This is a genomic window from Acinetobacter sp. YH12226 (genome assembly GCF_013417805.1).
Lineage (GTDB): Bacteria > Pseudomonadota > Gammaproteobacteria > Pseudomonadales > Moraxellaceae > Acinetobacter.
In genome coordinates this window covers 28,767-54,404 of record NZ_VPDG01000016.1, presented here as the reverse complement: position 1 = coordinate 54,404, position 25,638 = coordinate 28,767, and the positions used below count along the sequence as shown (strand labels likewise).

The window sequence follows — 25,638 nt, the reverse complement described above, 5'->3', positions numbered from 1 at the left end:
AGGCGCAATTGCTGTGATTGCAGCCCAAGTAGAAGGATAATCTTTTTCAGATTCAATCAATAATTGAACCGCTCTTTCTCTGATTTCAGGGGTATATTTTAATTTTGTCATCGGGACACTACGCTTCGCTACGTCTTGCGAAGCAATGCTTCTCATCTCAGAATATTGACTCTCCGACAAACCCGGTACGGCTCAACGTGCAAAAGTCAGTCCTTTGAGAATCAGCTTTCATATTGCATCTATTGGCATTCTGAATATATTAAGATTCGACTCTTTAGACTCCGCAGGTAATTTACCTAAACATTTAGAAAGTTTACTGGAAAAATCTAAGAGATATGTTTTGCCTGAGAGGGGAGTGAGGAGTTGCCCACGAGTTGTGAAAGGGACACCACAGAAATACCCAAGAAAATGCCAGTCAATTTCTTAACTGACCGGCATTACTTTAATTAAGGGCTTTCAGATGATTCAGATTTTTTGTCTTTCTCATTTCCATAATCTAAAGCAACCTGTTGCGCTTCGGCGGCGGCAGTTGCTTCTATTGGGATGGATTCATCTGCAATAGCTACTGTTCCAGTAAATCCAAATAAGCTCAGGATTAGAATCTTTGAATACTTTTCCATCTGAATTTCCTCTATGTTTGTAAAACTTAATTTCAGTCTAGAGGCTAAGTTTAAATTCCGATGTATGAGCTATGTCTGCGTATGTAAGATATTCAGGATCCAAGTTATAGAACCTTGGGTTTATGTAAGAATACTTATCGGATGAGTTTTTTTGTAGCGTTAATTGGCCAAATACAGACCGATTTTCTTAAAAATTTTTTATAGCGAAGATAATTTAATGGCAAATGATAAAAAGAGCATATCAATGGTCAACTGCGGTAATCCCCCTATAATAAAATCCAAGAAGACATAAACGATATGGAACCAGGTACGATGAAATGGATCAGCAATAATATTGAGTTAAATGACATGCAGGGTGTCCATACTTTCTTATTAAGTTTAGAAGAAGAAGGTGGTGTTGATATGATCGCAGTAGGTCATGAGTCTTATATAGGACATCGCCCAGTACATAAGGTTAAGTTTGAAAAGAATTAGCACCTCCTCTGAGAGATTATTCTTTACCAGCCCTATCTTTGTAACATCCAGTAATTTTTTTGTAACCTTATTGTTATTTATTGTTCACTTTGTTTATTATATAAAAGATGAAAGGTGGAGAATTTAAGATGCTCACTAAGGTCGAAGCCATTGTGATTTCACTAATGGTAATTGCATTAATACTCATTATTTATGAAATGGGACAAGGACTTAATTGGACTTTATAAACGCTTTCTCAGTTTAAAAAAAGTCCTCAATTGATGGCATTAATTTATTTATCAGAAGTTTCAGAATTTTGATCTTATACTTGGCTGACTAAAGATGAATAATATCTATATTGGTGATATTGTTTACCTAGTTTACGGTAGTCATCCAATGATGGTTGAAAAATTGCAGGATAATTTAGCTACTTGTATATGGTTCAGTGATAAAAAACATTTTTTCCGTGAGAATTTTCCCTTAAATATCTTAATAAAAAAAACCTAATTCAACAAAATATACCTGGGCGAATTCAAAGCTCATAGTGTACAGGTCATTTCGACCATGGCATGTGTTACTGATCTGAACAATGAATCACTGGTAGAATTTTCTGCTGATGAACATGGATTTAAAGAGCTACTTAGTGAAGTCATGAAAATGAATTACGGTGCATTTTAAAACTATGTTATCGCTTGAACTGAGGATCAGAAAGCTTGTTTGAATCGATATATTTCATCCATAGATTATGCGCGAATGCTAAGAAATCTGTAGTTCGAATATTAACCCAAAAGAAGATCATTTTTTAATTTATGCGAGAGATCTATTTTATTTTTATATTTATAAGGCTAAACTTGCCTCCAATTTAATACTGGTATGTACCACTTAATTTTAGGACGTACTTTAAATATTAGATGGTGTTTCAAAAAGTATGCTAGTTAATTCTGTCAATACAAAAATTGAAAAGAAGTAAATTAAATTCATTATATTTTTAATGCTTTATGAGATTTAAATTATGGTTAAAATATAGTCAGCATACTTTTTGAAACACCACCAAATATTAAATGTATTTAAAAATACTGTTTGCATGTTCGCCTAAACGATGATTTTCCATTACCACATGATGATCTGACTCAGGAATATTGATGATGACCATAGTTACCGATGATTTAGGTCATGGTATGGGCAATGCCTGGGAAAATAAAGACTGGGCACATATTTCTGATCCAGAATTACAAAGCCTGCAGCAGCACTATTCCTGTTTACAAGGTCATTTTCAGATTTTGTGGTGTAGTCCCCGGCCATTTTCATCTGCGGCGCTGGTCAAGGTGGAGCAGGATTTTGTGAGCAGGGATGAAGCAGTCGCGCATCAGTATTTGATTAAGCGCAGCCATTGTTCCTTTCGTCGTGCCCGCGATATTTTACAGGAGCATGCCGTTCTTCAACATTTAGCCTGCAAGGAAATTCCTGTTGCAGCATTGATTAGATCAAATCAAGGTCTGACCGCTTTAGAGCTAGGTGACTGGACCTATGAAGTCTATGCAAAAGCAGCCGGTTTAGATCTGTATGCAGATCAGCAATCCTGGAAACCTTTTTTCTATGCTGAACATGCCGCCAAGGCAGGAGCTTTACTAGCCAGACTACATCTGGCGATGCAGGATTTTCCCGAACAGCAGGGCAGATCAGCATCTTATTTGGTTTCCAATCAGCAGCTTTTAGACAGTGAAAATATCATTACAGCCATTCAACAGCGCATTGCAAACAGTTCAGAATTAAGCCGTTATTTTGCCGATAAAAATTTAGATTCTTACTTTTTAGATCGAATCTTACAGGTTCACCAGCGTATTCAGCCTGTATTGCAACAGGCAAGCAAAATTTGGACCCATAACGATTTACACGCTTCTAATCTGTTTTGGTCAGCGCCGGATGCCAAAGCTGAAATTACTGCCGTAATTGATTTTGGTTTATCTGACCGAAACTCTGCACTTTATGATCTGGCTGTGACGATTGAACGTAATTTCATTGATTGGTTGGAATTAGAGCAGAGCCCACATATTCAGATTGATGAAGCTGGTTTAACCGCCTTTCTACATGCTTATTTTTCTGAAGTACATCCACAAGAAGATTTTAGTATTTTGCCAGAACTACTGAAAATCGTGCATTTGGATTTCGCTTTTTCAGAGCTTGAGTATTTTGTGGGTATTACCCACAACCTCAACCATGCAGATGCGGCTTATTACGACTGGATTATCGGTCATGTGGACTGGTTCTTTGGCGAACAAGGTCAACAATTTACCCAGACCTTAACCCGGCTCATTCAAGATGAATTGCAATCTTCTCAATGCTCTTTCTAAACCCAGCATCATCACCCACTTCACAGACATAAGGTTTCGTATGAACACTCGTCAACTCAAACAGAATGTATTAATCCGATCTTTAAATATGATCATTCTGTCGCAGCTGTGTTTAGTCCCGCTGACTTATGCTGAAGACGATGTTCAAAAGCTTGACACGATTGTTATCACAGCCGATCAAAGCATTCCTTACTCGAGTGCTAAAGTGAATGTTGAGGGATTTGCTACGGACAGTCTGCAAAAAATACCTGCATCGGTCTCTATTTTGACTGCTGATCTCATTGCTCAACAACATGCTCGTGTGCTAAGCGATGTTATAAAAAATGATGCAGCCATCGGTGAGGGCTATGCTGCAATTGGCTATTATCCAAACTTTGTCTCGCGTGGCTTTGCACTCGATTTGGCATCTAGCTACCTCATTAATGGCAATGTGATTCGTGGTGAACAAAACGTCGCACTTGAAAATAAAGAACGTGTGGAAATTTTAAAAGGCATGTCCGCGATTCAAAGTGGGATGTCGACCCCGGGTGGGGTTGTGAATTATGTCACCAAGCGACCGAAAGATATTCAGGCACTGACATTCTCGGCCGATCAACACGGCCAGTTTTCAGTGGCAACTGATCTGGGTGGTTTTTGGGGTGATGAGCAACAATTCGGATATCGCATCAATCTGGTGAATGAACAGATTGAGTCTTATGTCGATCATGTGGATGGCGAACGTTATTTAGCTGCGTTGGCACTTGATTGGAAGATGTCAGCGCAATCCACAGTAGAACTTGATCTTGAAGCACAGCGTTCCGAACAAAAATCAGTGCCAGGTTATCAATTACTGGATGGCAAAGTCCCACAAAATGTGAAATGGGATCGATTGCTGGGTTATCAGAATTGGGGCAAACCGGTCACGATCGATAGTCTGAATAGCAGTTTAAAATATAGCTATGCTTTGAATAGTGACTGGAACCTGGGACTCGTTGCAGCCCACAGTAAATCCAAGGTTGATGATTATTCGACATTTGCTTGGGGATGTTATGCCACGTTATGTGAATATAGTGGCTTAGGTAACACCTTTGATGCGAATGGTCATTACGATATTTATGATTTTCGTAACCCTGATGAGACCTTTAAAACCAACCAATTTAAAGTCAAATTGGAGGGGGTGATTGATACCAATTGGGCGCAACATTATCTAAATTTTGATATTACGCAAACCAATAAATCTCGTGATCGATATCATGGGTTAAATAGAAACATATATACACATTTATACGAGTACCCAGAGGACATAGATATTGCAGGTAATATTTATGAGGATCCACTCCAAGTAGAACAACAACCAGGTGATATTGGTCCTTATTTTAAAGCTTTAGACAGTAAACAAACTGCATTGACGTTTCTTGATCGTATTGAATGGAATGAACATTGGACCACTTTGATTGGCGGAAAATGGATCGAGCTGGATGAACAAGCATATGATGCAGATCGGGTAAAAGTCCGCGATACTGATTTAGGCAAATTTTTACCGCAATTTGCGATCAGCTATAGCCCCTTGGAATCGACTACCGTCTATGCCTCGTATGCTAAAGGCCTGTCAGATGGAAAAACAGCGCCTTGGTTTGCAGAGAATGCGGCTGAAACCCTAGCACCGATCTATTCAGAGCAATATGAAATTGGTTTCAAACAACAGATCCATGATTTCCTGTTGACTGCAGCCGTTTTTGATTTACGTCAGGACAATCAATATAGCAAGCCGATTTCAGGACTTCGCTATTTTATTGCGGAAGGCGAACAGCATAGTCAGGGCCTGGAATTAGGACTAAATGGTGCATTAACCGACCATCTGGCCTTAACTTCATCTTTAGCCTTGATCAAAGCCCGTTTAGAAAATGTTGAAGCGGTTGAATATGGCCATCATCAAGCGCAAAACGTGCCAAAAGCTCGTTTCGCAACACATCTTCGCTATAACGTACCGAGCATTGCAGGTTTCACTGTTCTGGCAGGTGGTCAATACAGTTCCAGCAAATATGCCAACAAAGAGGGTGCTGCGAAAGTTGCAGGTTATAGTGTGGTTGATTTAGGCGCTGCTTATCAATTTAAGCTAAATACGACCGATGCATTGCTGCGCTTGAATATTAATAATCTGTTCAACAAGAAATACTGGCGTGATGCAGGTGAATTTTTGGGTGACGATTATTTATTCTTGGGTTCGCCGCGTACAGCAACCTTGTCATTCAATCTGAACTTCTAAATTGGCTGCTTAACCAGGTTATATTGCTATGGAAAATATAGAAATTGCAGCGTTCATTTTAAACGTTTTAGGTGTCTGGTTGACCTCCAAACAATATAAAGTCTGCTGGTTGGTGAATATTATCGCTGTATTTTCATATATGATTATTTTTTATCGTGTCAATTTATTTGTAGACGCAGCATTACAAGCCGTATTTATCTTGATGCAACTGTATGGCTGGTATAGCTGGTCGAAGAAAAATCATGACCAGGCTATCACCGTGCAGATTGGCTATTTGAATAAAAAAATCTGGGTATATAGCCTGATTGTGGGTATCGTCGCGGGTCTGGTGATTGGCGCCTTATTTGCTCATTTCACCGCAGCGTCACTACCTTGGTTGGATTCCATGTTAGCCTCTTTTAGCTTGGTGGCAAGTTATTGGGCGGCAAAAAAATATATTGAAAGCTGGGGATTATGGTGTGTTCTAGATGTGATTTATGTTGGCATGTATAGCTATAAGTCACTGTATTTAACAGCCGTACTTTATTTTATTTTTATTCTTCTGGCACTGAATGGCTGGAGAATGTGGCAAAATCTTTATAGAGTGAAATTATCTTGAAATGACACTATTGCAAATAGAAATTTGAGGTGATGCTCTTTCCTTTAAAAAAAGTATTTATAGACTAAAAACTTTATTTGAATTGGCCGCAGCTTGAAGATGTTGCTGATATTTTGTGAAAGCTAGCTACCATACATTCAAAGCGAACCGAAGTTCGCTTTGAATGTATTTCACTTCTTAAAAGAACCCGGCTGGTTTGGTCGAATAGCTGACTAGCAAGTTTTTAGTCTGCTGATAATGATCCAGCATCATTCTGTGATTCTCACGCCCAATCCCTGACTTTTTATAACCGCCGAAAGCCGCATGCGCAGGGTAAATGTGATAACAGTTGGTCCAGACCCGACCCGCCTGAATGGCACGACCGGCACGATAGGAGGTATGCGCTGAGCGTGACCAGACACCGGCACCGAGTCCATAAATCGTATCATTGGCGATCTTGATCGCATCATCAAAGTCTTTAAAGGTGGTCACAGCCAGTACAGGCCCGAAGATTTCTTCCTGGAAGGTCTTCATGTCATTGGTGCCTTTAAAGATGGTCGGTTCAATATAGAAACCTTGACCCACTTCATGACGTGCTTCACCACCGGTCAGGATCTGTGCGCCTTCTTCACGGCCAGTGGCAATACAACCCAGAATCTTGTCCTGCTGTTCCTGTGAGGCTTGCGCACCAATCATGGTGTCGGTATCTAACGGATGACCAGTCTTAATCCGTTGCACCCGCTCTACTGCACGCGCCAGAAATTCATCGGCAATACTTTCCTGTACCAAGGCACGGGAAGGACAGGTACAGATTTCACCTTGATTCAGGGCAAACATGGCAAAGCCTTCCAGAGCTTTATCCAGATAATCGTCTTCCTGATCCATAATGTCAGCAAAGAACAGATTCGGTGATTTACCGCCAAGTTCCAGCGTTACCGGAATAATATTTTCAGTTGCATACTGCATGATCATTTGGCCGACGGCGGTTGAACCGGTAAAGGCAATCTTGGCAATACGGGGATTGGTCGCCAGTGGACGGCCAACTTCGACTCCGTAGCCATTGACGATATTCAATACGCCTGGTGGCAAAATGTCCTGAATCAGTTCAGCCAGTACCAGAATACTGACCGGAGTCTGTTCCGCAGGTTTCAGTACAATACAGTTGCCTGCAGCCAGGGCGGGTGCCAGTTTCCAGGCGGCCATCAGAATCGGGAAATTCCAGGGAATGATTTGTCCGACTACACCAAGCGGTTCATGGAAATGGTAGGCAATCGTATCTTCATCAATTTCGGAAATGCCGCCTTCCTGCGCACGAATACAGCCGGCAAAATAACGAAAATGATCAATGGCCAGTGGAATATCGGCAGCCAGTGTTTCGCGGACCGGTTTGCCATTGTCCCAGGTTTCTGCCACAGCCAGCAGTTCCAGATTTTGTTCCAGACGATCTGCAATTTTTAGCAGGATATTGGAACGGGTGGTCGGCGATGACCGGTTCCATTGTTCCTTGGCTTTATGCGCTGCATCAAGCGCCAACTCAATGTCTTCTACAGAAGAGCGCGGCACTTTGGTAAAGACTTTGCCATCTACCGGAGAGATATTGTCAAAGTATTCACCTTTGACCGGAGCGACCCATTCGCCGCCAATGAAATTATCGTATTGTGCTTTAAAATGAACTTTTGAATCAGGTTGATTAGGATCGACGTAACGCATATGTATTTCCTTTGCTTATTTTCGTATGGCAAAACCGCTTCTACAGCTTTGGTATAAGGTACTTCTGCATCTTATTTGATTAATATAACTGGTATAAGGTTGGAAAAAGGTTGGAGCTAGCATGTTCACGATATTTTCATCCATTTTAAAAAAATAACGATTACAGCGGATGTAAATCATGAATTGTTGTGAGAATAAGGAATGATGACAAAACAAGATTTGATGGAAAAAAGGCACAATATCGATCAGCTTCGGCAAAACAGCAGTTTGTCTCCCTTACATGCAGAACAGCTGGGACAGAGTATTGCCAGCTCCTGGCAACGTTCATCCTCGGCTGAAATCCCGAAGAATCGTTTAGCAGCACCGCTGACAAATATAAAAAAGACCACTTCTTCTTTAACTTTAGCCTATGCTCTACGCCATTGTGCACAAGACTTGAAACATATTGCCGAGCAATCTTCTATGGTGCTGGCGGTCGGAGATATCGGCAGCACCATCATTTGGGCAGCTTCTAGCCCACAAATGCAAAGTGCCGCAGAAAGTGTACATTTTATTGAAGGTGGGCAATGGCGCGAAGAGCTAGTCGGAACCAATGCATTGGCATTATCCTTAAAAACTCAACAATCCAGCTGTGTCTTTTCCAGTGAACATTACATGTCCTCCATTCATGATTGGGTTTGTTACGCTGCCCCGATTATTGATCCCTATTCAAAACAGGTCTTAGGTGTCATTGATCTGTCGACTACCTGGCCAAAGCATAACAGTTTAGCACTACTAGCTGCGGAGCGCTGTGCTACGATCATCCAGTCGGCTCTACTAGAATGCCAGAAGCAGCGCCTGTTTATTCGAGCTTTTTCAGTACCTCAAGTGCTGTTTAATGGCAAAGTGCTGGTTCTGACTCCTCGACAGATTGAAATTCTGACCATTCTAGCCTTATGTCCGCATGGTCTGAGTCTAGATACCTTGCATCAAGCCTTATATGGCGAGCGCAAGGTCAGTATGGGGACTTTAAAAGCAGAAATGTCACAATTACGCGATTTATTAGGTGGTATGCTGGGTTCCAGACCCTATCGTTTATTGGCGCATGTAGAGGCTGATTTTTTAATGACAGAGCAATCTTTAGATGCTGGGTATATCGATTCAGCCTTGAAATTATGTACCGGCGTATTTCTGGCCAAAACAGAAAGTCCATTTCTATGCGCCTGGAGAGATTGTCTGGAATCACGCCTGAGCGATGCCATTTTCAAGGCTAATGAAACCGATGTCTTGCTGAAACATGTGGCACATTTTCCTGAAGCGATTGATGCTGTAGAACGCCTGATTGAACTGATGCCCAAAAACCATCCCGTTCATCAGACTCTGTTAAAATATAAAAATCTTTAAAGCTGATGTAACTGTCGGTACAAAGCTAAACAGTTAAAATAGGAATATTCTGGAATATTAAGTATTATCCTTGCTTACTGTGAGTTTACTTATTAATTTAGACTGAACCTGATCCTAAAATTTTTATCAGTGGCTACCCAGTTTGCCGTTTGCCTAGATGCTTGATATCAGCTACGCTCACCTTCATGTCATTTGAAGGACGCGCAATTTATTCCTCAGGGATCAAATATAATCGTAAGATAATACGCTATGAAATTTTATTTGTGGCTAGAACGGGCTAAAAAAATAGTGGCATTTTTCTACCATGGGATTAATGTCGATATTCATAATGAAGGGGACTTCATAAAAAAGAAACACCCCCCGCTTTTATCCTCTTATGAAGGCAAAAGGATCAGCCAGGAACAGGAAAATGCATGTCTGCTCTTGGCACACTTCCTCAGGAAGTGAAACAGGGGCTGTTAAAAATGTAAGTCAGATACTTGGAGAGAATACTTACATTGAGGTACTACATCGCCGCTTTAAAAATATCTACCACTTGGGCATGGTTGGCTTTACGTGGATTGGTCAACATGCAGGCATCTTTTTGTGCATTTTCCGCCATGATGGCCAAGTCAGCTTCTTTTACATTCAATTCCGTCAGCCCAGATGGAATACCAATTGAAGCCGAAAGCTGACGAATGGCGCCAATCGCTTCATAAGCTGCTCCAGTTACGGTTAAACCTTCTGTATTCACCCCCATCAATTGGGCAATTTTGGCATAACGTTCAGGACAAGCAATCAGGTTAAATTCACAAACATGGGGGAGCAGAATTGCATTACAAACACCATGCGGCAAGTTGTAGAAGCCTCCGAGCTGATGTGCCATCGCATGCACATATCCTAAAGAGGCGTTGTTAAAGGCCATTCCGGCAAGATATTGGGCATAGCTCATGGCATCCCGTGCTTCCAGATTATCCCCATTCGCCACTGCCAGGCTAAGCCATTCGCTGATCATGGTAATCGCCTTTTCTGCACAGGCATCAGTGATTGGATTTGCTGCCGTAGACACATAAGCTTCTACTGCATGCGTCAAGGCATCCATACCTGTTGCCGCAGTCAGCCCTGCAGGTTTGGCCAACATAAGTTTAGGGTCATCAATCGCAATGAGTGGTGTACAACGCCAATCTACAATCGCCATTTTCACATGGGTATCGGTATTGGTAATGATACAGAAACGTGTCATCTCCGAAGCTGTCCCTGCCGTAGTATTGATTGCAATCAGTGGTGTCATCGGGACGGTACTTTTATCAATCCCTTCATAATCACGGATATGTCCGCCACCTGCAGTGACTAGACCAATGCCTTTGGCACAGTCATGTGAGGAACCCCCACCTAACGATACAATAAAATCACAGGCATTTTCATTATAAGCTGTAACTCCATGATGCACGTTAATATCAGTTGGATTGGGTTCCGCGCCTGGGAAAATATAACTGTCAACACCCGCCTCTTTCAAATAATTTGCAATATCATCTGCAACACCAAATTTAAACAGCCCCGCATCAGTTACAATCAGCGCTTTCTTGGCACCTAAATTTTGTGCTTTTATCCCGATTTCTTTAGCACAGCCCGGACCAAAAAGTGAAACACAGGGAATATAAAAACCGTTAGTTTGATCTGAAATATTTTTAAAAGCCATGGCGTGATTCCTTCTACCATTAATTGATTATTTTATCGGTGACCCTCACCGTAATATAAGTATTGGATGAAGTTAAAAAGAATCCTACCTACCAAATACCTACCAATTTAAATTTCTGATTCTAGCCAAAATAATGAATCTGAAATATTTAAAAGTAGGTTGCCAAGGTTTAGCAGATACTGGGTAGATTGGTTCAATAGAGGGCATGTAAGTAGCGCACTAGGCTGTTTACTACTTTCTGATTTTAAATAAATACTAAAATGCTTTATTCATTTTTAAGATAAAGATAAAAAGTACAGGGCTTAGAAATACCCATAGAGCCACAAAGCTAATACTGTAGCTAAACCGGGTCCGTAATAAAACCATTACGACGAATAAGAAAATACCTGCAGCGAACTTAGTGTACGTAGGAAAATTCGCTAAAAAAGCGTACCGAGATTTTCGGCTTTTTACGATCTGCTTTTCACTCACCGCATAAAAACCAAAACAGCTTAGCCATAAAAGCCCCATGATTGCGATCCATATCATATGGAAGACTCCTGCTGTACGGCTTTCAGTTTGGTCTGGATTTTCTTAATAGCCTTTTGCTGAATGGGCGTAATTTTCTGGTGTAACAATAGGGCGAGAAGTGCCAAGGTCCATAACATCAGATCAATACGCAAAAAAGGCCAATAAGTCGCAAAAGAATCAACATATTGCTGGGAAACTAAATAATAAATATCAATCAGGGGAATTATAAAGGCAGTACCAATCAGGATTTTAAGCTGAATTTTCCATAAATATTGCTGCGGTGTTAAACATGCCAGAATGAAACTGCCGAGCCAAATACTGAAAAAACTATAAATCTCATAATTTGGTGCACCTACAGGGATGCTGATAAAACGATTCGCATAGAGATATCCCAGCATGGCAATCGGCAAGCCAAGTATCATGGTGATATTCAAGCGGTTCACTAAATAGTGTCCGAGATGAAACCGCACTGATTTTTTCTGCATTTGGCGTTTCAGGCTCCACAGCAGCAATCCGGATGCAATCATTGCGCAGCCTAATATGCCGGAGAAAAATAACCCTAAACGTAAAACAGGTTCGGCAAAACGTGCCATATGCAAGCCATATATGCCGGCATTGAGTGTGGCAATTGCACTTTCATTTCGTGTACGTTCAAGCAATTTTCCGGTAGCTGCATTTAAAATAAGCTGTGCTTGATTTCGGGTAATGGAATGATCTTTGAGTTGGGTTAATGTTATTTGTGCCAGCTGGGTATTGGGCTGCTTGACCGTGATATTGTCAAATTCCGCATCTCCCCAGTGTTGCTGTGCCGTGGTGATAAAATGTTGAATTGGCAGCATCTGCGTTTTCACAGGAACTGAGTGGGTGGCTGATGTATTGATTGTGCGAATTTCTTCAAAATATTGAAAGGGATTGTCTGGATAAAGTTTTTTCATACCGGAAGGCAGCACGATATAAAAGAAAATCGCCAACCCGGTAAATGTCATGGTCAAAAAGAACGGCAGGGCAATCACTGAACTGACATTATGAAAATCCAGATAAGAGCGCTGTCCTTTAAAGGCTCTTAGGGTAAAAAAGTCTGTCAGTATTTTTTTATGGGTAATAATTCCTGAAATCAGAGTCAGTAACATGATAAAGGCAGCGACCGTCACAATGAGGCGACCGATGGTGTAGGGCATACCATAGAGCTGAAAATGAAAATTATAGAAAAAATCTCCCCCTTGTGTGGCTGAAAGCTGTAATTCTTTTCCTGTCGAAGCATTCAGGGTTTTGACTTCATAGCCACCATCCGCTTTTTGCCAGTAGACTTTATTCACCGGTGAATCTTGATTGGCGACTCCGATATACCAGTTTTGGGCGTCCGGTGCATGCTGCTGTAAATAGCTGTAAGCAGATTTTAAGGCAGTTTCCTGATTGACTTGTATTGAGGCAAATTCAGGCTGCATCCATATACTGATTTCATGCCGGTAATAGGTGACCGCGCCTGTTAAAAAGATCGCGAAGAGCAGCCAGCCAAAACTTAAACCTAACCATGAATGTAGCCATGCCATGGATTGACGGACAGATTTATGCATGGTTTAACCTATGAAGCGGGAGATGGTAAATAAGCTAAGGAAAGGAAGCAGGCTATAGACCGAAAGCTTTTTTAAACTCTGGATACAGAAGATGCCAATCACAAAACAGACATAAAAAATCAGGGCAATAACGGCGGCCAAATAGACGGATTCTGCTTTGGGCAGAAAAGCCTGTAGAAAGTAAGCCAGATCGAGTGCGATCAAATAACTGCACAAGTAGCCCATCCCAAAGCTCATGCCTAAGCGATAGAAAATGGCGAGTGGCTGCACTACAACAGACATCATATTTGGCCTTGAATAGATCTATACTGATGAAAATCTAAAAACTTAATAAACAAAACTTAAAGTCGTTACCAGATACTGTTTTTTATAGGCCTGCTGATTCAATTTTCCGGCCTTGTCTGCTTCTTTGCCAACTTCAATGACATATTGACCTTTCCATGGCGTGGCGATCGTAATCTGGCCTTGGCCGTTGGTGGTGTATTTTTTTAGCCAAAATTGCGGGGAAAAGACTGTGACTTCAACATCCGCAGCAGCTTTACCCTGATACAGTACCGTAAATGTATTGCTGTTGATCTGGGTCGGGACAATATCCAGTTCGGACTCTGCTTTCAAGTTTTGTCTGCCGGATTTGGCATGATAGCTCAGCAATGATTCTCCATAGATCAATTCATGAGTGAGCTGGACATCGGTCTGGCCTTGGGTTGCATAGAGCAAATGATCCTGTTGCATTTGAGGACTAAATGTTTTTTTGGCCTGAACGGCCTTTGCCTGATTGAAAGACTTGAGGGCACCTTGCTGCGTTTCTTTGAGCTGTTCACTATATTCACCAAAGAACGCATGAGTCTGCTGATTTGTGCCACGTTCTAGCCAAAGCATATGCGCCTGAGCTGAAAGTGTCATAGACAGTCCAAGGGTCAAAGCGATCATTTTTTTCATTTGTTTTACCTATTTTTGTGTATGTAGTGATGATTTAGCCCTGAACATGTCGTCAAGGCTCAGCTTAAAAATTAATATTTAAATTTCACAGCAACGCTGTAATTCGCTGGTGCACCATAAAAACCTTGCTGATTGGGGAAATTGAATAGGTATTTTTCATTGGTCAGGTTATTACCATTGGCTTGAAAGGTCATATGCTTATTCAACTCATAGCTGGCCATTAAGTTCACGAGCGCATAGGCATCCTGTTCAATGACTCCAGCTTTCTGGGTAATCACTCCATTGGTGGTTGCTTCAGGCACATCCAGATAGGTTTGATCCTGCCACTGCACACCAAGGCCCAGTTTCAGTTTTGGAAGTTGTGGCACCTGATAGGTGGTTAAAAGATTAAAAGACTGGGTTGGATTGAAGGTACGCGCATCACCGCCATTGATCAGATCTTTCAGGCTAAACTGGGTATAACCAAAGCTTAAGTTAAAATGGTCGGTCAGTTGTCCCGCCAAGCCAAACTCGTAGCCTTGGGAACGCAGGTCACTGACCTGAGTTGTGCGTAAAGTCGGGATACCATCAGAATCACGAAGCGGATAATTACTTTGCTCCGTTCTGAACACAGCCATGGTGGCGGTAAGCTTGTCATCTAGCCAAGAACCTTTGACTCCGACTTCATAGCTTTCACCTTCGATCGGTTTGTTAATGCTGCCATCATCTGCTTTGGTGGTTTGCGGACGGAAAATCGAGGTATAACTCAGGTAACCTGTATATTCAGGGCTAAAGTTATAGGTCAGACCGGCATAGGGTAAAACTTTATCTTCATCATAAATGGTGTCGGTCCCATAACTGCTACCACTGCTTTCAGCCTGAACGTAGTTCGCACCTAAAAGCAGTTTCAGATCATCATTCAGATGCAGTCGGGTCGCAGCATAAAGGCTCTGGTTCTTCTGCCGGATATGCATTTCACCACTGGTTTTCGACATATCCCAGCTTGGTTCTTCGGGTGTAAAGCTGGCTAAATCTGTGGTCAGTGGATTGACAAAGCTGCCAGCATAACCCAATTCATCCAGACGATTTTTGGCCCAGACATAGCCCAATGAGGCTTCATGGCGTTGTCCCCAAAGCGGATAGGTGCCGCTAAAACTCAGGCTGGCTTGTTGTTCTTTATTGTCATCAATATACATGCCTGGGTAGAGGAAGATGCCTGAAGTGCCATTTGCGCCAGGTTTGCCGGACAGAAACAAGAGCTTTGAATCGCGTTGTGTACGTTTTTCATCATAGGTCAGTTTGGCTGTCCAGTCGCCACCCAGTTTTTGTTCAAGCTCGGCAAAGTAACTTTTAATATTGCTATCCCAGTGGGCCCAGCTTGGACTGTAATTATAATTCCGTGAGTAACTGAGCTGCTCGCCTTCAGTATTGATCAGTGGATTAGAACCCCAATTGACACCATTCGGCTTGTGATTGGTTTCGGTATAGCCAGCAGTCAATAGAGTTGTGTCAGTAATATCTGCCTCCACAACAGCACCTATGCCGTTTTTTTCCAGTTCATAACGATCCAGATAACTGTCGCCTGTTTGTTGATAGCCAAATACACGACCTCTGACTTTTCCATCTTGGGTGAGAGGAGAGGATACATCTACTTCATAGCGCTGCGTATTCCATGAGCCATAACTGGCATTAAAGGCTGTTTGAAGGTCGGATGTCGGGCGTTTGCGAATCATATTAATAGTTGCGCCGGGATCGCCAATTCCATTATTTAAGGCATTCGCGCCTTTCACCACTTCGATACGGTCAAACAAAAAACTGTCTGGATTATCATTATTATAATTATAGCCTTCGAGTGGAATACCAACGCCATCGACTAAAACATTTGAAATCTCGAAACCTCGGGCAAGGTAGGAGCTCCGTTCCGTTTCCTGATTGCTGACGATAATGCCAGGGGTATTGCGCAGTACGTCCCGGGTATTATCCAAGGCAAAGTCATCCAGTTGCTGGCGAGTGATGACATTGACTGTTTGCGGCGTTTCCTTGAGTGGAATATTCAGTTTTGAGGCGGTTGACGAATTTTGGATGATATAAGCCTTACTCTGTTCGGAGCTGAGCTCACTCTGTTCTGATTCCGCTGTAAATGTAATCGTCGGTAATTGCTGAGTATCATCGGCAAAACTTTGCTGGGACACTAAAATTGCAAGACTAAGAAGAGAAAGCTTAAATGATGGAGGAACGGTATAAAACATTTTAGTTAATGTAAATGATAATAATTATCAGTAATATTATTGTTTGATATCTCTTAAAGCAATCTCAATATAATAGGAAATCCAAATGAAAAATGAGTTAATGATAGGTAAATCTACAAATAAAAGTTTAATGTAAGGAGTAGGGAACAATAAAATATCACTGTTAAAAAAAGATGTTATTACCTTACTTTTGTGCTCCTGAACCAATTTGTTTATATACTGCACTATAAATTTTCAAATCCTCAATCTGGAGTGACTTTGTTGCATAAAGGCTTCAGAGATAGATCTTTTCTAAGTTACTCGAATTCAAGTGACAACTTGGGTATGAGGTCGACCTAATTCCGTTAATTTATCGCCTAATAATTTAATGCAATACATTTTGGTTTTGACCAAACTTCGCCGATGATAGCCTGACCATTTCTTCCATAGTGTCCTGCCTAAACATTTAACGGTTCGAAGTAATTCATTTCGCTCTTGCGAATGAACTTTTGTAATTTTCTAAGGCTTTGCATTTTTTCTGGAGGGAACTACCGCATATGCTTACCGGTCTGCAATGACTTGACGGCATTGCTTGGTGTTATAAGCCTCGTCTGTATAAACTGAATCAATCTGTTCATCCAACGGAATTTGATCAAGTAACTCCCCAAGGATTCGTGAATCACTCACATTATTCGTTGTGAGCTGAACTGCTCGTATTTGAAGAGTTTTAGCATCTATAGTGGGTATTGGTATGTTGAATGTAGTTCGGAAATTCTGTAATCGAGCCATGGCTTTGTAATAGGGTGGCCAGTGACATCACATATTTGTAGGCATTCAAGGCAGTTTCAGCTCGTAGTCCGCTCAGCATATTTTGTGCATCGATGACCTGTGTGGCGGTGCCCATATCTTCTTTAAAAGACAATTCTTGGATGCGTAAATTTTCCTGTGCGGCTTTCAAGTTTTGTGCCAGAAGTGCATCACTTTGCTGTACACTGAATGCTTTGCTATAAGATTTATAAATCAGATTTTCAATTTCTTGCTGGGTGCGTGCAGTGAGTAATTCTGTAGCAGAGCGTTTGAGTTCGGCAGCCTGAATATTCTTGTTTTTATCGATCCCGGAAAACAGGTTATAGCGTGCGGCAACTCCGACAATCCAGTTTTCATTTTGATCCAGACTATATTCGCCAAAAGCAAAAACATTCGGTTTTTTTGCCGCTTGCTGGGCTTTCACATTGGCTTGAGCCAATTGGGTATGCATGAATTAGCTCTACATGCTTTACATGTGGCACTGATGAAAGGCCAAGGTACACAATATTTATGGATTGATTCAACAACTCTGCCAATTTGTAAAAATCAACGTATTTAGCGTCATAAATCATTAATCCAAATTGCATCACATGGTAGAAGCTCAATAGGCTGGTTTTATGGCTGTAAATTACGTATTGCGATGAATCAATTTGGTGAAATTGCCTGTTCTGCTTTATCGAATGGACATGTTGCTAATATAAAAATGGTTGAGCAATTGGTTGCTGGTATAGAAGCAAAACTTTACGGGGATCGAGGTTACATCAGCCAAGAATTAAAAATTAGATTGAAAGATCAAGGTATTGATTTAATTACTTATCATCGGAAGAATATGCAGGCTATTCAACTCTGTGCATCAGATAAATATCACTTAAGACAACGCAATAAAATAGAAATATTATTCGGCTTATTGAAGGGGCAATACAATTTATTGACGAGTAAAGCACGTAGTCTTCATGGATTTCTGCGTGGAATTTACGCCTCACTATGTGGATATCAATTAACCCATCGAAATAAGCCAACAATTCAAATTAAGGACTCATCGGCTTAAGCAGGATTCGGGTTAAATAAGCTTTCAAAAATAGCTTGACACACTAAAGCTATTTTAAGCAGGCAATGAATATGAAAGAAAACGCTAAAGAAAAATAAAAAAAACAGCGTATGATTTACTCAATGGAATTTTAGATGATGCAGACAAGATGATCCGTAATGATTGGTCACGTGCCGAAATACAAGAAATTTATGACTTGCCTTTAATGGATTTACTGTTTCAGGCACAGCAAATTCATCGCCAAAACTTTGAACCGAATACTGTTCAGGTCAGTACTCTGCTTTCAATTAAAACGGGCCGTTGTCCGGAAGATTGTAAATACTGTTCGCAATCTGCACATTACGATACTGATCTGGAAATTGAAAAACGCGTAGAAGTACAAAAGGCGATTGCTGAAGCCAAACAGGCCAAAGCTTCCGGTTCGACCCGTTTCTGCATGGGCGCAGCATGGCGTAATCCGCATGAACGCGATATGCCGTATGTGCTGGAACTGGTGCAGGAAGTCAAGAAACTGGGCATGGAAACCTGTATGACTCTAGGAATGCTGAATGCCTCACAAGCGGAACGTCTGAAAGATGCAGGGCTAGATTATTATAACCACAACCTTGATACCTCACGTGAATATTATGCCAATGTCATCAGTACACGTAGCTTTGATGACCGCTTAAATACGCTTGATCATATACGTGATGCCGGAATTAATGTCTGTAGTGGCGGTATTGTCGGCTTGGGCGAAGGCGTACAAGACCGAGTCGGTTTGTTGTTTGAACTAGCGACTATGCCGATTCACCCGGGTTCGGTGCCCATAAATATGTTGGTTCCTATTGAAGGCACACCACTGGCCGATGTTGAAAAACTGGATGTGATTGACTGGATTCGTACTATTGCGGTAGCACGGATTATTATGCCGAAGAGTTATATCCGCTTGTCGGCAGGTCGTGAATCTCTCTCTGACTCTGATCAGGCACTGGCATTTATGGCTGGAGCTAACTCATTATTTTCAGGTGATAAATTGCTTACTGCCCCGAACAGTGGTGAAGGTAAAGACAAAGCCTTGTTTGCTAAATTAGGCTTAAAAGCTGAAGCTGCCAAGAAAACAGCTAAAGAATTGGCTGTAGATGCGATGCAACCTGCTTAATTAATCGTGTAACAAACAGGGATCATTTCAACTTGAATTGGTCCCTTTTTTATTGGAACAGACAAAATGAAGATACTGATGATTACGGGTTGGGGGCTAGGAACAGCGGTCTTAACCCCGTTTGTAGAACAGTTGCGGCAGCAGCATCAAGTTAAAGTATGGGATATTTTCGATCCTAACGTAGAAAGTCTTTTGGCCGAAAAAGTCAGGCAGGCGAGTTCGTTTGATGTCTTGATGGGGTGGTCTTTGGGTGGACAGTTGGCACTTTTGCTGGCTAATGAAATCCAGCAACAACTGAAAATTGCCAAGCCAGTGATTTGCTGTATGTCAAATCCCTGTTTCGTGGCCAATGAAGCATGGCCACAGGCGATGCCAGTTGAACAATATACACAATTTAAATCTTCCATACTGGCTGATCCAAAACGCGGGATGCAGCGCTTCTGTACCTTGGTCACTTTAGCTGGTGCAGCAGCGCGTGAACGTGCAAAATTATTGCACCAACAGTTAAATAGTATTGATTTAAACTATCAGATTAAGCATCTTTATCTCTTGCATCAATTAAATCTGGTAGATATCCTAAAAAATCATTCAGTCAAGATGCTATTTATATTTTCCGAGAACGACATGTTGGTTCCTTGCAAAGTTAGTCAAGAATCCGTGTTTTTAACAACCCAAAATCTGAATTTGGTAAAAATACAGGGCACACACGATGCCATCCTTTTTGATACCAAGTTACTCGTTGAGCCAATTTTAAAATTTTTAGCCGATCTGGCTTAAGCAAAAAGAGATTGGTAGCTCTTGACGTTTCATTTTCAGATTTAACGCGCTAAGATCAGTTTTAGTTTTAATAATTGGGGTAAATTCTGTGCAGGACGCTTTTGATCAACAGCATATTTGGCATCCTTATACCTCCATGACACAACCCTTGCCATGTTACAAAGTTAAAGCTGCACATGGTGCAGTCATTGAACTTGAAGATGGTACCGAGCTGATTGATGGCATGTCGTCCTGGTGGTGCACAATTCACGGTTATAATCATTCTGAACTCAATCAGGCCGTAACAAAACAATTAGAGTCGATGTCACATATCATGTTCGGTGGTTTGACTCATCAGCCTGCGATTGATCTGGGTAAACTGCTGCTTGAGATCACAGCGCCTGAACTGGATAAAATCTTCTTTGCCGATTCCGGCTCGGTCGCGGTTGAAGTGGCGCTGAAAATGGCCGTGCAGTATTGGCATGCACGTCAGCAACCGCAAAAAACCAACTTTGTTACCACACGCTCTGGCTATCATGGCGATACCTGGAATGCCATGTCGGTTTGTGACCCTGTAACCGGTATGCATCAGATTTTTGGTTCCAGTTTACCGAACCGTTTATTTGTTCCGGCACCTCAAAGTCGTTTTGATGGGGCATGGCAACCCGAAGATATACAGCCACTTGAGCACATGCTGGCACAGCAGCATCAGCAGATTGCTGCCATGATCATCGAGCCGATTGTGCAAGGTGCAGGCGGGATGCGTCTCTATCATCCGGAATATTTAAAACAAGCCAAGTTGTTGTGTGAAAAATACGATGTACTGCTGATTTTGGATGAGATTGCCACCGGTTTCGGCCGCACCGGAAAACTGTTTGCCTATGAACATGCTGAGATCACACCAGACATTATGTGTATCGGTAAGGCATTAACTGGTGGTTATATGACCTTGTCAGCGACCTTAACCACTCGCCATGTAGCAGAAACGATTTCAAGTGGTGAAGCGGGTGTGTTCATGCATGGCCCAACTTTTATGGCTAATCCGTTGGCCTGTGCGGTCGCATTAAAAAGTACCCAGCTGTTACTGGCTCAAGACTGGCAGACGCGTATTCAACAGATTGAAAGTACACTAGAACAATATTTACTGGATTTAAAATCCTTGGCACAAGTCAAAGATGTGCGTGTCCTCGGCGCAATTGGCGTGGTTGAGCTACATCAAACTATTGATTTGGCGCGTTTTCAGGCTGAATGTGTATGCCGTGGCGTCTGGATTCGTCCTTTTGGCCGTCTGGTCTATGTCATGCCGCCATATGTAATTTCAACACAGCAACTTGAAACTTTATTAAAGCATATGCGGGAGATGATTCAGCAGATAGAGGCAGTAGCATGAACCATCTTGAGCATTTCCAGCAGCAGCTAGATGACTTGAAACAGCAAGGGCAATATCGCCAGTTTAAGTCCAATATTTCTAGCCAGCCACGATTGCAACTCAATGGCCAAGAGATGCTGAATCTGGCATCCAATGACTATTTAGGTCTGGCATCCAACTTAACGCTACGTGAGGAATTTTTTGACCTCACGCCGATGTCTGAGCGATATATGAGTTCAAGCTCTTCACGTTTACTGACAGGAAACTTTCCCAATTTTGAACAACTTGAAGCACAGATGTCACAGGCTTTTGGACGTTCAGTACTGCTGTTTAATAGTGGTTATCACATGAATATCGGGATTCTTCCTGCGCTCAGTAATGCTAAAACCATGATCATTGCTGACAAACTGGTACATGCCAGTATTATCGACGGGATTCGTTTATCTAAAGCTGGCTATGTGCGTTACCGCCATAATGACCTGCAGCATTTGACTCAGTTTTTAGAAAAATATCAGTCAGATGAATCTATCCAGCGCATCATTGTGGTAACTGAATCAATTTTCAGTATGGATGGGGATGAAACAGATTTAACTGCTTTGGTGGCATTAAAACAGCAGTTTGCAAAAGTCATGCTCTATGTCGATGAGGCACATGCAATTGGTGTGCGCGGTGAACGTGGATTGGGCTGCGCAGAACAGTATCAAGTATTGGATCAGATTGACTTCCTGGTCGGTACCTTTGGCAAGGCTTTGGCTTCAGTTGGTGGTTATCTGGTCTGTGCGCCAGTGATTCGTGACTATCTGATTAATAGCATGCGACCTTTAATTTTTAGTACCGCCCAGCCGCCACTATGTATGGCCTGGACTAGATTTATTTTTCAGAAGGTACAGCAGCTTCAGGCGGGACGAATACATTTGGCAGCATTGGCTGTACGCTGTCAGCAGGGCATTCAAGACTTGGGATATCACTGTCCGTCAACCTCGCAAATTGTGCCGGTACTGATTGGTGAGGCAAAACGCACCATTCAGGCGGCTGAAATTATGCAAAAGCAGGGATTTTATGTGCTACCAGTACGTCCGCCAACGGTTCCTGCCAACACCTCCAGACTCAGAATCTGCCTGAATCAGAACATTTCTGCGGATGAGCTGGACGCATGTCTGCAGGTGCTGAGGAATTTGCCGCGATGAACAGCAAACAGATTGCCCAGCGTTTTGCTCAGGCAAATCTCAGTTATGAGCAGCATGCGCTGGTACAAAGTGCCGTAGCGGCAGAGTTGATGCAGTTCATGCAGCAGCATGTAGCACAACCACATTTGCAACGGGTATTGGAAATTGGCTGCGGTTCAGGGTTTTTTACCCGGCTTTTTATGCAGTATTACAGCTTTGATCATTTATTTTTAAATGATCTATATGCCGAAGTGAAGCAGCATTTCCCGGAAGCTGATCGGCTTTTGTGGGGGATTGGTAATATTGAAACCTTGCCACTGCCGCAGTCTCTGGACATGGTGCTGTCGTGTTCTGCATTGCAATGGATCTCGGATTTAAAAGCATTGTTGCTCAACATTGCGCAGGCCTTAAATCCCTCTGGGCATCTGTGTTTTGCCAGTTATACGGACAATAATTTAAAGGAAATTAAGGCACTGACCGGACAAGGCTTGGATTATCTGCCTTTAGCGGAGGTTTGTGAACTGCTTGAATCCTTAGGCTTTGACATTCTGCTGCAGACAGAAGAACAGATGACCTTGCATTTTGAGCATCCGAAACAGGTGTTACAGCATATCAAAGCCACTGGTGTACAGGCGACGGCACAGGGGTTTCGGTGGACAAAATCGTCCTTACAGGATTTTTATACCGGCTATCAACAATTCCAAGACCCTGAAAGCAAACAGTATGCACTGACCTATCATCCGGTTTATGTCATTGCACGGAAGACAGTATGAGCGCACAGATTTATTTTGTCAGCGGCATTGATACCGCAATTGGTAAAACCTTTACTACTGGTTTTCTGGCCAAAAATTGGAATGAGCAGGGCATTCGTACCATAACCCAAAAGCTGATCCAGACCGGAAATGTCGATATATCAGAAGATATCGAACAGCATCGTGCAATTATGGGTTGTGGATTGTTACCGGAAGACCAGCAAAAACTGACCATGCCGGAAATTTTTACGTATCCGGCTTCACCGCATCTTGCTGCGCGGCTGGATGGGCGAGCCATTAACTTTGAACAGATTCATCAGGCTACCGAACAGCTGGCTGTGGCCTACGACTGTATTTTGCTGGAAGGTGCCGGTGGTCTGATGGTGCCCTTAACCGAAGAGTTCCTGACTATTGATTATATTCAGACACATAATTATCCGGTGATTCTCGTCACTTCAGGGCGTTTAGGCAGTATTAATCATACCTTGCTGAGTCTTGAGTTGTTAAAACTCCGCGGGGTTCAATTATATGCCATTGCTTTTAATCATGCAGATAACTCCAAAGATCCCTTGATCGCTGAAGATACCATTGCTTATTTAAAACAGTATTTGCAGCGTGATTTTGCTGATACGACATGGGTTGATATTCCAGCTTTAAATTTAGCCCCGTCTATCCATGAGTAAGTGATCAGCTTACAGGGGGGCTGATGTGAATGCTTAAATATTGAGGTTGCGCCACTGTAAATTGAATCTGATAGCCATATTTGTTTAACACCATTTTCATCAAATATAAGTCTAGCCCATGCCCATTTTGCTAGGGAGATTTATGCCAGAAACGCTGTCCCAAGTATGCATATCTTCAACCTTTGATTATCATTATGAATGATCAGCACACATGCAGCATAGCAATTGAAATGGTATTTGCCTATGCCTGCAATAGAGCATTGTTAAGTAGGTTTTTAAAGACGGTATCTAGTTCAAAATCGGGTAGGGCAACTCGGGTCAGGCTCGGTCAGTCAATTGTTAAACTGGGTTCAATTTCCGGATAAAGCGACTGTAAATCGGCAATCACCTGAGTCAGGAGCCGTGCAATTTCAATACTGTACTAGATATCGCTCAGTACTTGATCGGTAGAGGAAAGTGCTAGAAGCTGTTCCAGTAGCTGGGTACATCGGCGGATACCAATGTGTACCTGCTGCAAGCTTTGTTGCAATTTGGGCGAGCTTGCCTGTTGTTCTGCCATCAGTTGTGCAAGCTGGATATGAGTTTTGATCGCGGTTAAAGGACTACGCAATTCATGGGCGGCGTATGAACTAAATACTTTTTCATTTTCCGGATTTTGATGCAGTTTATGTATTAAGTGCTTAGAGTTTTGGGCAAAGGACTGTACCTTGGAAGGCATTACTTTGGCATCTAAGGTTTTTAAATAGTGAGTAGCATCATTCACTGATAAATTTGGCTGACTTAAAAGGTTGAAACTTCATCTAAGGCTTTAAGCTCTCGACGAATAATCAAAACGATTAAGCCTATACATAGCAATAAAAACAAAATTATTGGTATTAATACCGATTATAAAATCTTTTTGAGCAATTATCCACGTAGGAACATCCGCTCTGCTTCCACCACTTGAATATCCCCACGACGTAACACATAACTGAGCCTCACCTTGTTGCTTTGTACTAAAGCCAACTACTTGGTGGCTTAAATCTTTCGGTGCACCTCGGGTTTTTGCTACCACATGCTGAACGACACTGACGTCAGAGCCAAATAAAGACACTTTATAGGCAATCAACTGCTCTTGATTGGTGGAATGAAGTTGTTGGGCTAGTACATTTTCATCCAAGTTTTGCATCGGCAGTTGTTGAGTCAATCGAGCGACCATTGGATGGCTGAATCAAACCAAATTGATATATTTCCTTGACTGAGTAAGGCTTTATTGTAGGTAGATCAACTGGTTGTACGATAGATCTTGGGTGCAGACCTCTTCATTTAGAAATTATATTCCCCAAGAAGCTTTCAGTGGTAGGTTTGTGCAACAAAGCCTCTTGCAAATAAAGGCTATCAAGGGATTTATACATTGTATCCAAATAGTTTATGGCCATTAAAAGCAAAAAAGCACTAAAAACCAGATCTCGAGCTAAAATTTTATAACCAAGAAATCAATAAAAGAAGAATTGGAATTGAACAGTTATTTGGAACTTTGAAAACCTTCAAAATCCTTGCCGAGCGATATCGCAACCCTGGCAAAAGACTAGGATTAAGATTTAATTTAATTGTGGGAATCTATAATTTTGAGCTGAGTAAAAAGTGAATTATGAAAGAAATCTAATATATAAAATTTTAAGAGATTATGAAA

The 25,638-nt window shown here is 41.9% G+C and carries 21 protein-coding genes and 5 pseudogenes; 14 read left to right on the top strand and 12 right to left on the bottom strand.

Going from position 1 to position 25,638, the window contains the following annotated elements; translation table 11 throughout:
- Positions 1 to 190: 190 nt before the first annotated feature.
- Positions 191 to 427 (top strand): annotated as a pseudogene (locus FTV08_RS16350) (DDE transposase); the annotation flags it as partial.
- Between the two features lie 19 nt (positions 428 to 446).
- Here the strand turns inward: FTV08_RS16350 and FTV08_RS13155 are convergent.
- On the bottom strand, positions 447 to 620 hold the full coding sequence (locus tag FTV08_RS13155) for a hypothetical protein (RefSeq protein ID WP_004281965.1): 174 nt from the start codon (positions 618 to 620) through the stop codon (positions 447 to 449).
- A 297-nt stretch (positions 621 to 917) separates the two neighbouring features.
- Between FTV08_RS13155 and FTV08_RS13150 the strand changes: the two genes are divergently transcribed.
- From FTV08_RS13150 to pnuC, 4 genes are all read left to right on the top strand, one after another.
- Positions 918 to 1,094, top strand: coding sequence for a hypothetical protein (locus FTV08_RS13150; protein ID WP_171260806.1), 177 nt, complete (start codon positions 918 to 920; stop codon positions 1,092 to 1,094).
- 1,124 nt (positions 1,095 to 2,218) lie between these two features.
- Positions 2,219 to 3,424 (top strand): phosphotransferase enzyme family protein, encoded by a 1,206-nt coding sequence (locus tag FTV08_RS13145; protein ID WP_180087471.1) that lies wholly within the window; start codon positions 2,219 to 2,221, stop codon positions 3,422 to 3,424.
- Positions 3,425 to 3,464: 40 nt separating this feature from the next.
- On the top strand, positions 3,465 to 5,669 hold the full coding sequence (locus tag FTV08_RS13140; protein WP_180087469.1) for a TonB-dependent siderophore receptor: 2,205 nt from the start codon (positions 3,465 to 3,467) through the stop codon (positions 5,667 to 5,669).
- Positions 5,670 to 5,697: 28 nt separating this feature from the next.
- Positions 5,698 to 6,267: a nicotinamide riboside transporter PnuC gene (gene pnuC, locus FTV08_RS13135; protein ID WP_180087468.1), complete on the top strand. Its 570-nt coding sequence runs from the start codon at positions 5,698 to 5,700 to the stop codon at positions 6,265 to 6,267.
- A gap of 177 nt (positions 6,268 to 6,444) precedes the next feature.
- Here pnuC and FTV08_RS13130 read toward each other — a convergent pair whose 3' ends face one another.
- The gene (locus FTV08_RS13130) at positions 6,445 to 7,956 is read right to left on the bottom strand and encodes an aldehyde dehydrogenase family protein (RefSeq protein WP_180087467.1); all 1,512 of its coding nucleotides are present in this window, start codon (positions 7,954 to 7,956) and stop codon (positions 6,445 to 6,447) included.
- Between the two features lie 201 nt (positions 7,957 to 8,157).
- On the opposite strand from FTV08_RS13130, the gene FTV08_RS13125 reads away from it, so the two are divergent.
- Positions 8,158 to 9,339, top strand: coding sequence for a transcriptional regulator (locus FTV08_RS13125; RefSeq protein WP_180087466.1), 1,182 nt, complete (start codon positions 8,158 to 8,160; stop codon positions 9,337 to 9,339).
- 505 nt (positions 9,340 to 9,844) lie between these two features.
- Here FTV08_RS13125 and FTV08_RS13120 read toward each other — a convergent pair.
- The 8 genes and pseudogenes from FTV08_RS13120 to FTV08_RS13090 form a co-directional block, all read right to left on the bottom strand.
- On the bottom strand, positions 9,845 to 11,017 hold the full coding sequence (locus FTV08_RS13120; RefSeq protein WP_071850974.1) for an iron-containing alcohol dehydrogenase: 1,173 nt from the start codon (positions 11,015 to 11,017) through the stop codon (positions 9,845 to 9,847).
- 255 nt (positions 11,018 to 11,272) lie between these two features.
- Complete coding sequence (locus FTV08_RS16345; RefSeq protein WP_306669620.1) at positions 11,273 to 11,545, bottom strand: hypothetical protein; 273 nt, start codon at positions 11,543 to 11,545, stop codon at positions 11,273 to 11,275.
- On the bottom strand, positions 11,542 to 13,101 hold the full coding sequence (locus FTV08_RS13115) for a PepSY domain-containing protein (protein WP_180087465.1): 1,560 nt from the start codon (positions 13,099 to 13,101) through the stop codon (positions 11,542 to 11,544). The genes FTV08_RS16345 and FTV08_RS13115 overlap by 4 nt, the downstream gene beginning before the upstream one ends.
- A 3-nt stretch (positions 13,102 to 13,104) precedes the next feature.
- The gene (locus tag FTV08_RS13110; protein ID WP_004647796.1) at positions 13,105 to 13,386 is read right to left on the bottom strand and encodes a hypothetical protein; all 282 of its coding nucleotides are present in this window, start codon (positions 13,384 to 13,386) and stop codon (positions 13,105 to 13,107) included.
- 42 nt (positions 13,387 to 13,428) lie between these two features.
- Entirely contained in the window at positions 13,429 to 14,040 is a 612-nt protein-coding gene (locus FTV08_RS13105; RefSeq protein ID WP_004647798.1) for a DUF4198 domain-containing protein, read from the bottom strand.
- Between the two features lie 71 nt (positions 14,041 to 14,111).
- Positions 14,112 to 16,268, bottom strand: coding sequence for a TonB-dependent siderophore receptor (locus tag FTV08_RS13100; RefSeq protein WP_180039003.1), 2,157 nt, complete (start codon positions 16,266 to 16,268; stop codon positions 14,112 to 14,114).
- Between the two features lie 306 nt (positions 16,269 to 16,574).
- Positions 16,575 to 16,985 (bottom strand): annotated as a pseudogene (locus tag FTV08_RS13095) (transposase); the annotation flags it as partial.
- Positions 16,975 to 17,505, bottom strand: a pseudogene (locus FTV08_RS13090) (TolC family protein); the annotation flags it as partial. The pseudogenes FTV08_RS13095 and FTV08_RS13090, both read right to left, overlap by 11 nt.
- Here FTV08_RS13090 and FTV08_RS13085 point away from each other — a divergent pair.
- The 7 genes and pseudogenes from FTV08_RS13085 to bioD form a co-directional block, all read left to right on the top strand.
- Positions 17,494 to 18,102 (top strand): annotated as a pseudogene (locus FTV08_RS13085) (IS982 family transposase); the annotation flags it as partial. The pseudogenes FTV08_RS13090 and FTV08_RS13085 overlap by 12 nt on opposite strands.
- Positions 18,103 to 18,250: 148 nt before the next feature.
- Positions 18,251 to 19,240 carry a biotin synthase BioB gene (gene bioB, locus FTV08_RS13080; protein WP_180039004.1) on the top strand — a complete coding sequence of 330 codons (990 nt, stop codon included), beginning with the start codon at positions 18,251 to 18,253 and terminating at the stop codon, positions 19,238 to 19,240.
- 66 nt (positions 19,241 to 19,306) lie between these two features.
- Complete coding sequence (locus FTV08_RS13075) at positions 19,307 to 20,017, top strand: alpha/beta hydrolase (RefSeq protein WP_180039005.1); 711 nt, start codon at positions 19,307 to 19,309, stop codon at positions 20,015 to 20,017.
- An 88-nt stretch (positions 20,018 to 20,105) separates the two neighbouring features.
- On the top strand, positions 20,106 to 21,386 hold the full coding sequence (bioA, locus tag FTV08_RS13070; protein ID WP_180039006.1) for an adenosylmethionine--8-amino-7-oxononanoate transaminase: 1,281 nt from the start codon (positions 20,106 to 20,108) through the stop codon (positions 21,384 to 21,386).
- Positions 21,383 to 22,552: an 8-amino-7-oxononanoate synthase gene (locus FTV08_RS13065; RefSeq protein ID WP_180039007.1), complete on the top strand. Its 1,170-nt coding sequence runs from the start codon at positions 21,383 to 21,385 to the stop codon at positions 22,550 to 22,552. The genes bioA and FTV08_RS13065 overlap by 4 nt, the downstream gene beginning before the upstream one ends.
- Positions 22,519 to 23,304, top strand: coding sequence for a malonyl-ACP O-methyltransferase BioC (gene bioC / locus FTV08_RS13060; protein WP_180039008.1), 786 nt, complete (start codon positions 22,519 to 22,521; stop codon positions 23,302 to 23,304). The genes FTV08_RS13065 and bioC overlap by 34 nt, the downstream gene beginning before the upstream one ends.
- Positions 23,301 to 23,966 (top strand): dethiobiotin synthase, encoded by a 666-nt coding sequence (gene bioD, locus FTV08_RS13055; RefSeq protein ID WP_180039009.1) that lies wholly within the window; start codon positions 23,301 to 23,303, stop codon positions 23,964 to 23,966. The genes bioC and bioD overlap by 4 nt, the downstream gene beginning before the upstream one ends.
- A 421-nt stretch (positions 23,967 to 24,387) precedes the next feature.
- On the opposite strand, the gene FTV08_RS13050 is transcribed toward bioD, so the two are convergent.
- Complete coding sequence (locus FTV08_RS13050) at positions 24,388 to 24,729, bottom strand: histidine kinase dimerization/phospho-acceptor domain-containing protein (RefSeq protein ID WP_180039010.1); 342 nt, start codon at positions 24,727 to 24,729, stop codon at positions 24,388 to 24,390.
- Between the two features lie 45 nt (positions 24,730 to 24,774).
- A complete protein-coding gene (locus FTV08_RS16305) occupies positions 24,775 to 25,152 on the bottom strand; it encodes a hypothetical protein (RefSeq protein ID WP_228305215.1) in 378 nt (125 codons plus the stop codon).
- 321 nt (positions 25,153 to 25,473) lie between these two features.
- Here FTV08_RS16305 and FTV08_RS16295 point away from each other — a divergent pair.
- A pseudogene (locus tag FTV08_RS16295) lies at positions 25,474 to 25,593 on the top strand (IS5/IS1182 family transposase); the annotation flags it as partial.
- Positions 25,594 to 25,638: the final 45 nt, after the last annotated feature.

Excerpts from the sequence above, each read along its gene's own strand:
- FTV08_RS13115 (WP_180087465.1), bottom strand. The coding sequence starts at position 13,101 with ATGCATAAATCTGTCCGTCAATCCATGGCATGGCTACATTCATGGTTA.
- FTV08_RS13125 (WP_180087466.1), top strand. The coding sequence starts at position 8,158 with ATGATGACAAAACAAGATTTGATGGAAAAAAGGCACAATATCGATCAG.
- FTV08_RS13075 (WP_180039005.1), top strand. The coding sequence starts at position 19,307 with ATGAAGATACTGATGATTACGGGTTGGGGGCTAGGAACAGCGGTCTTA.
- FTV08_RS13100 (WP_180039003.1), bottom strand. The coding sequence starts at position 16,268 with ATGTTTTATACCGTTCCTCCATCATTTAAGCTTTCTCTTCTTAGTCTT.
- FTV08_RS13130 (WP_180087467.1), bottom strand. The coding sequence starts at position 7,956 with ATGCGTTACGTCGATCCTAATCAACCTGATTCAAAAGTTCATTTTAAA.
- bioB (WP_180039004.1), top strand. The coding sequence starts at position 18,251 with ATGATCCGTAATGATTGGTCACGTGCCGAAATACAAGAAATTTATGAC.
- FTV08_RS13110 (WP_004647796.1), bottom strand. The coding sequence starts at position 13,386 with ATGATGTCTGTTGTAGTGCAGCCACTCGCCATTTTCTATCGCTTAGGC.
- bioD (WP_180039009.1), top strand. The coding sequence starts at position 23,301 with ATGAGCGCACAGATTTATTTTGTCAGCGGCATTGATACCGCAATTGGT.
- FTV08_RS13155 (WP_004281965.1), bottom strand. The coding sequence starts at position 620 with ATGGAAAAGTATTCAAAGATTCTAATCCTGAGCTTATTTGGATTTACT.
- bioC (WP_180039008.1), top strand. The coding sequence starts at position 22,519 with ATGTCTGCAGGTGCTGAGGAATTTGCCGCGATGAACAGCAAACAGATT.
- FTV08_RS16345 (WP_306669620.1), bottom strand. The coding sequence starts at position 11,545 with ATGATATGGATCGCAATCATGGGGCTTTTATGGCTAAGCTGTTTTGGT.
- pnuC (WP_180087468.1), top strand. The coding sequence starts at position 5,698 with ATGGAAAATATAGAAATTGCAGCGTTCATTTTAAACGTTTTAGGTGTC.
- FTV08_RS13145 (WP_180087471.1), top strand. The coding sequence starts at position 2,219 with ATGACCATAGTTACCGATGATTTAGGTCATGGTATGGGCAATGCCTGG.
- FTV08_RS13065 (WP_180039007.1), top strand. The coding sequence starts at position 21,383 with ATGAACCATCTTGAGCATTTCCAGCAGCAGCTAGATGACTTGAAACAG.
- FTV08_RS13105 (WP_004647798.1), bottom strand. The coding sequence starts at position 14,040 with ATGAAAAAAATGATCGCTTTGACCCTTGGACTGTCTATGACACTTTCA.
- FTV08_RS13120 (WP_071850974.1), bottom strand. The coding sequence starts at position 11,017 with ATGGCTTTTAAAAATATTTCAGATCAAACTAACGGTTTTTATATTCCC.
- FTV08_RS13140 (WP_180087469.1), top strand. The coding sequence starts at position 3,465 with ATGAACACTCGTCAACTCAAACAGAATGTATTAATCCGATCTTTAAAT.
- FTV08_RS13150 (WP_171260806.1), top strand. The coding sequence starts at position 918 with ATGGAACCAGGTACGATGAAATGGATCAGCAATAATATTGAGTTAAAT.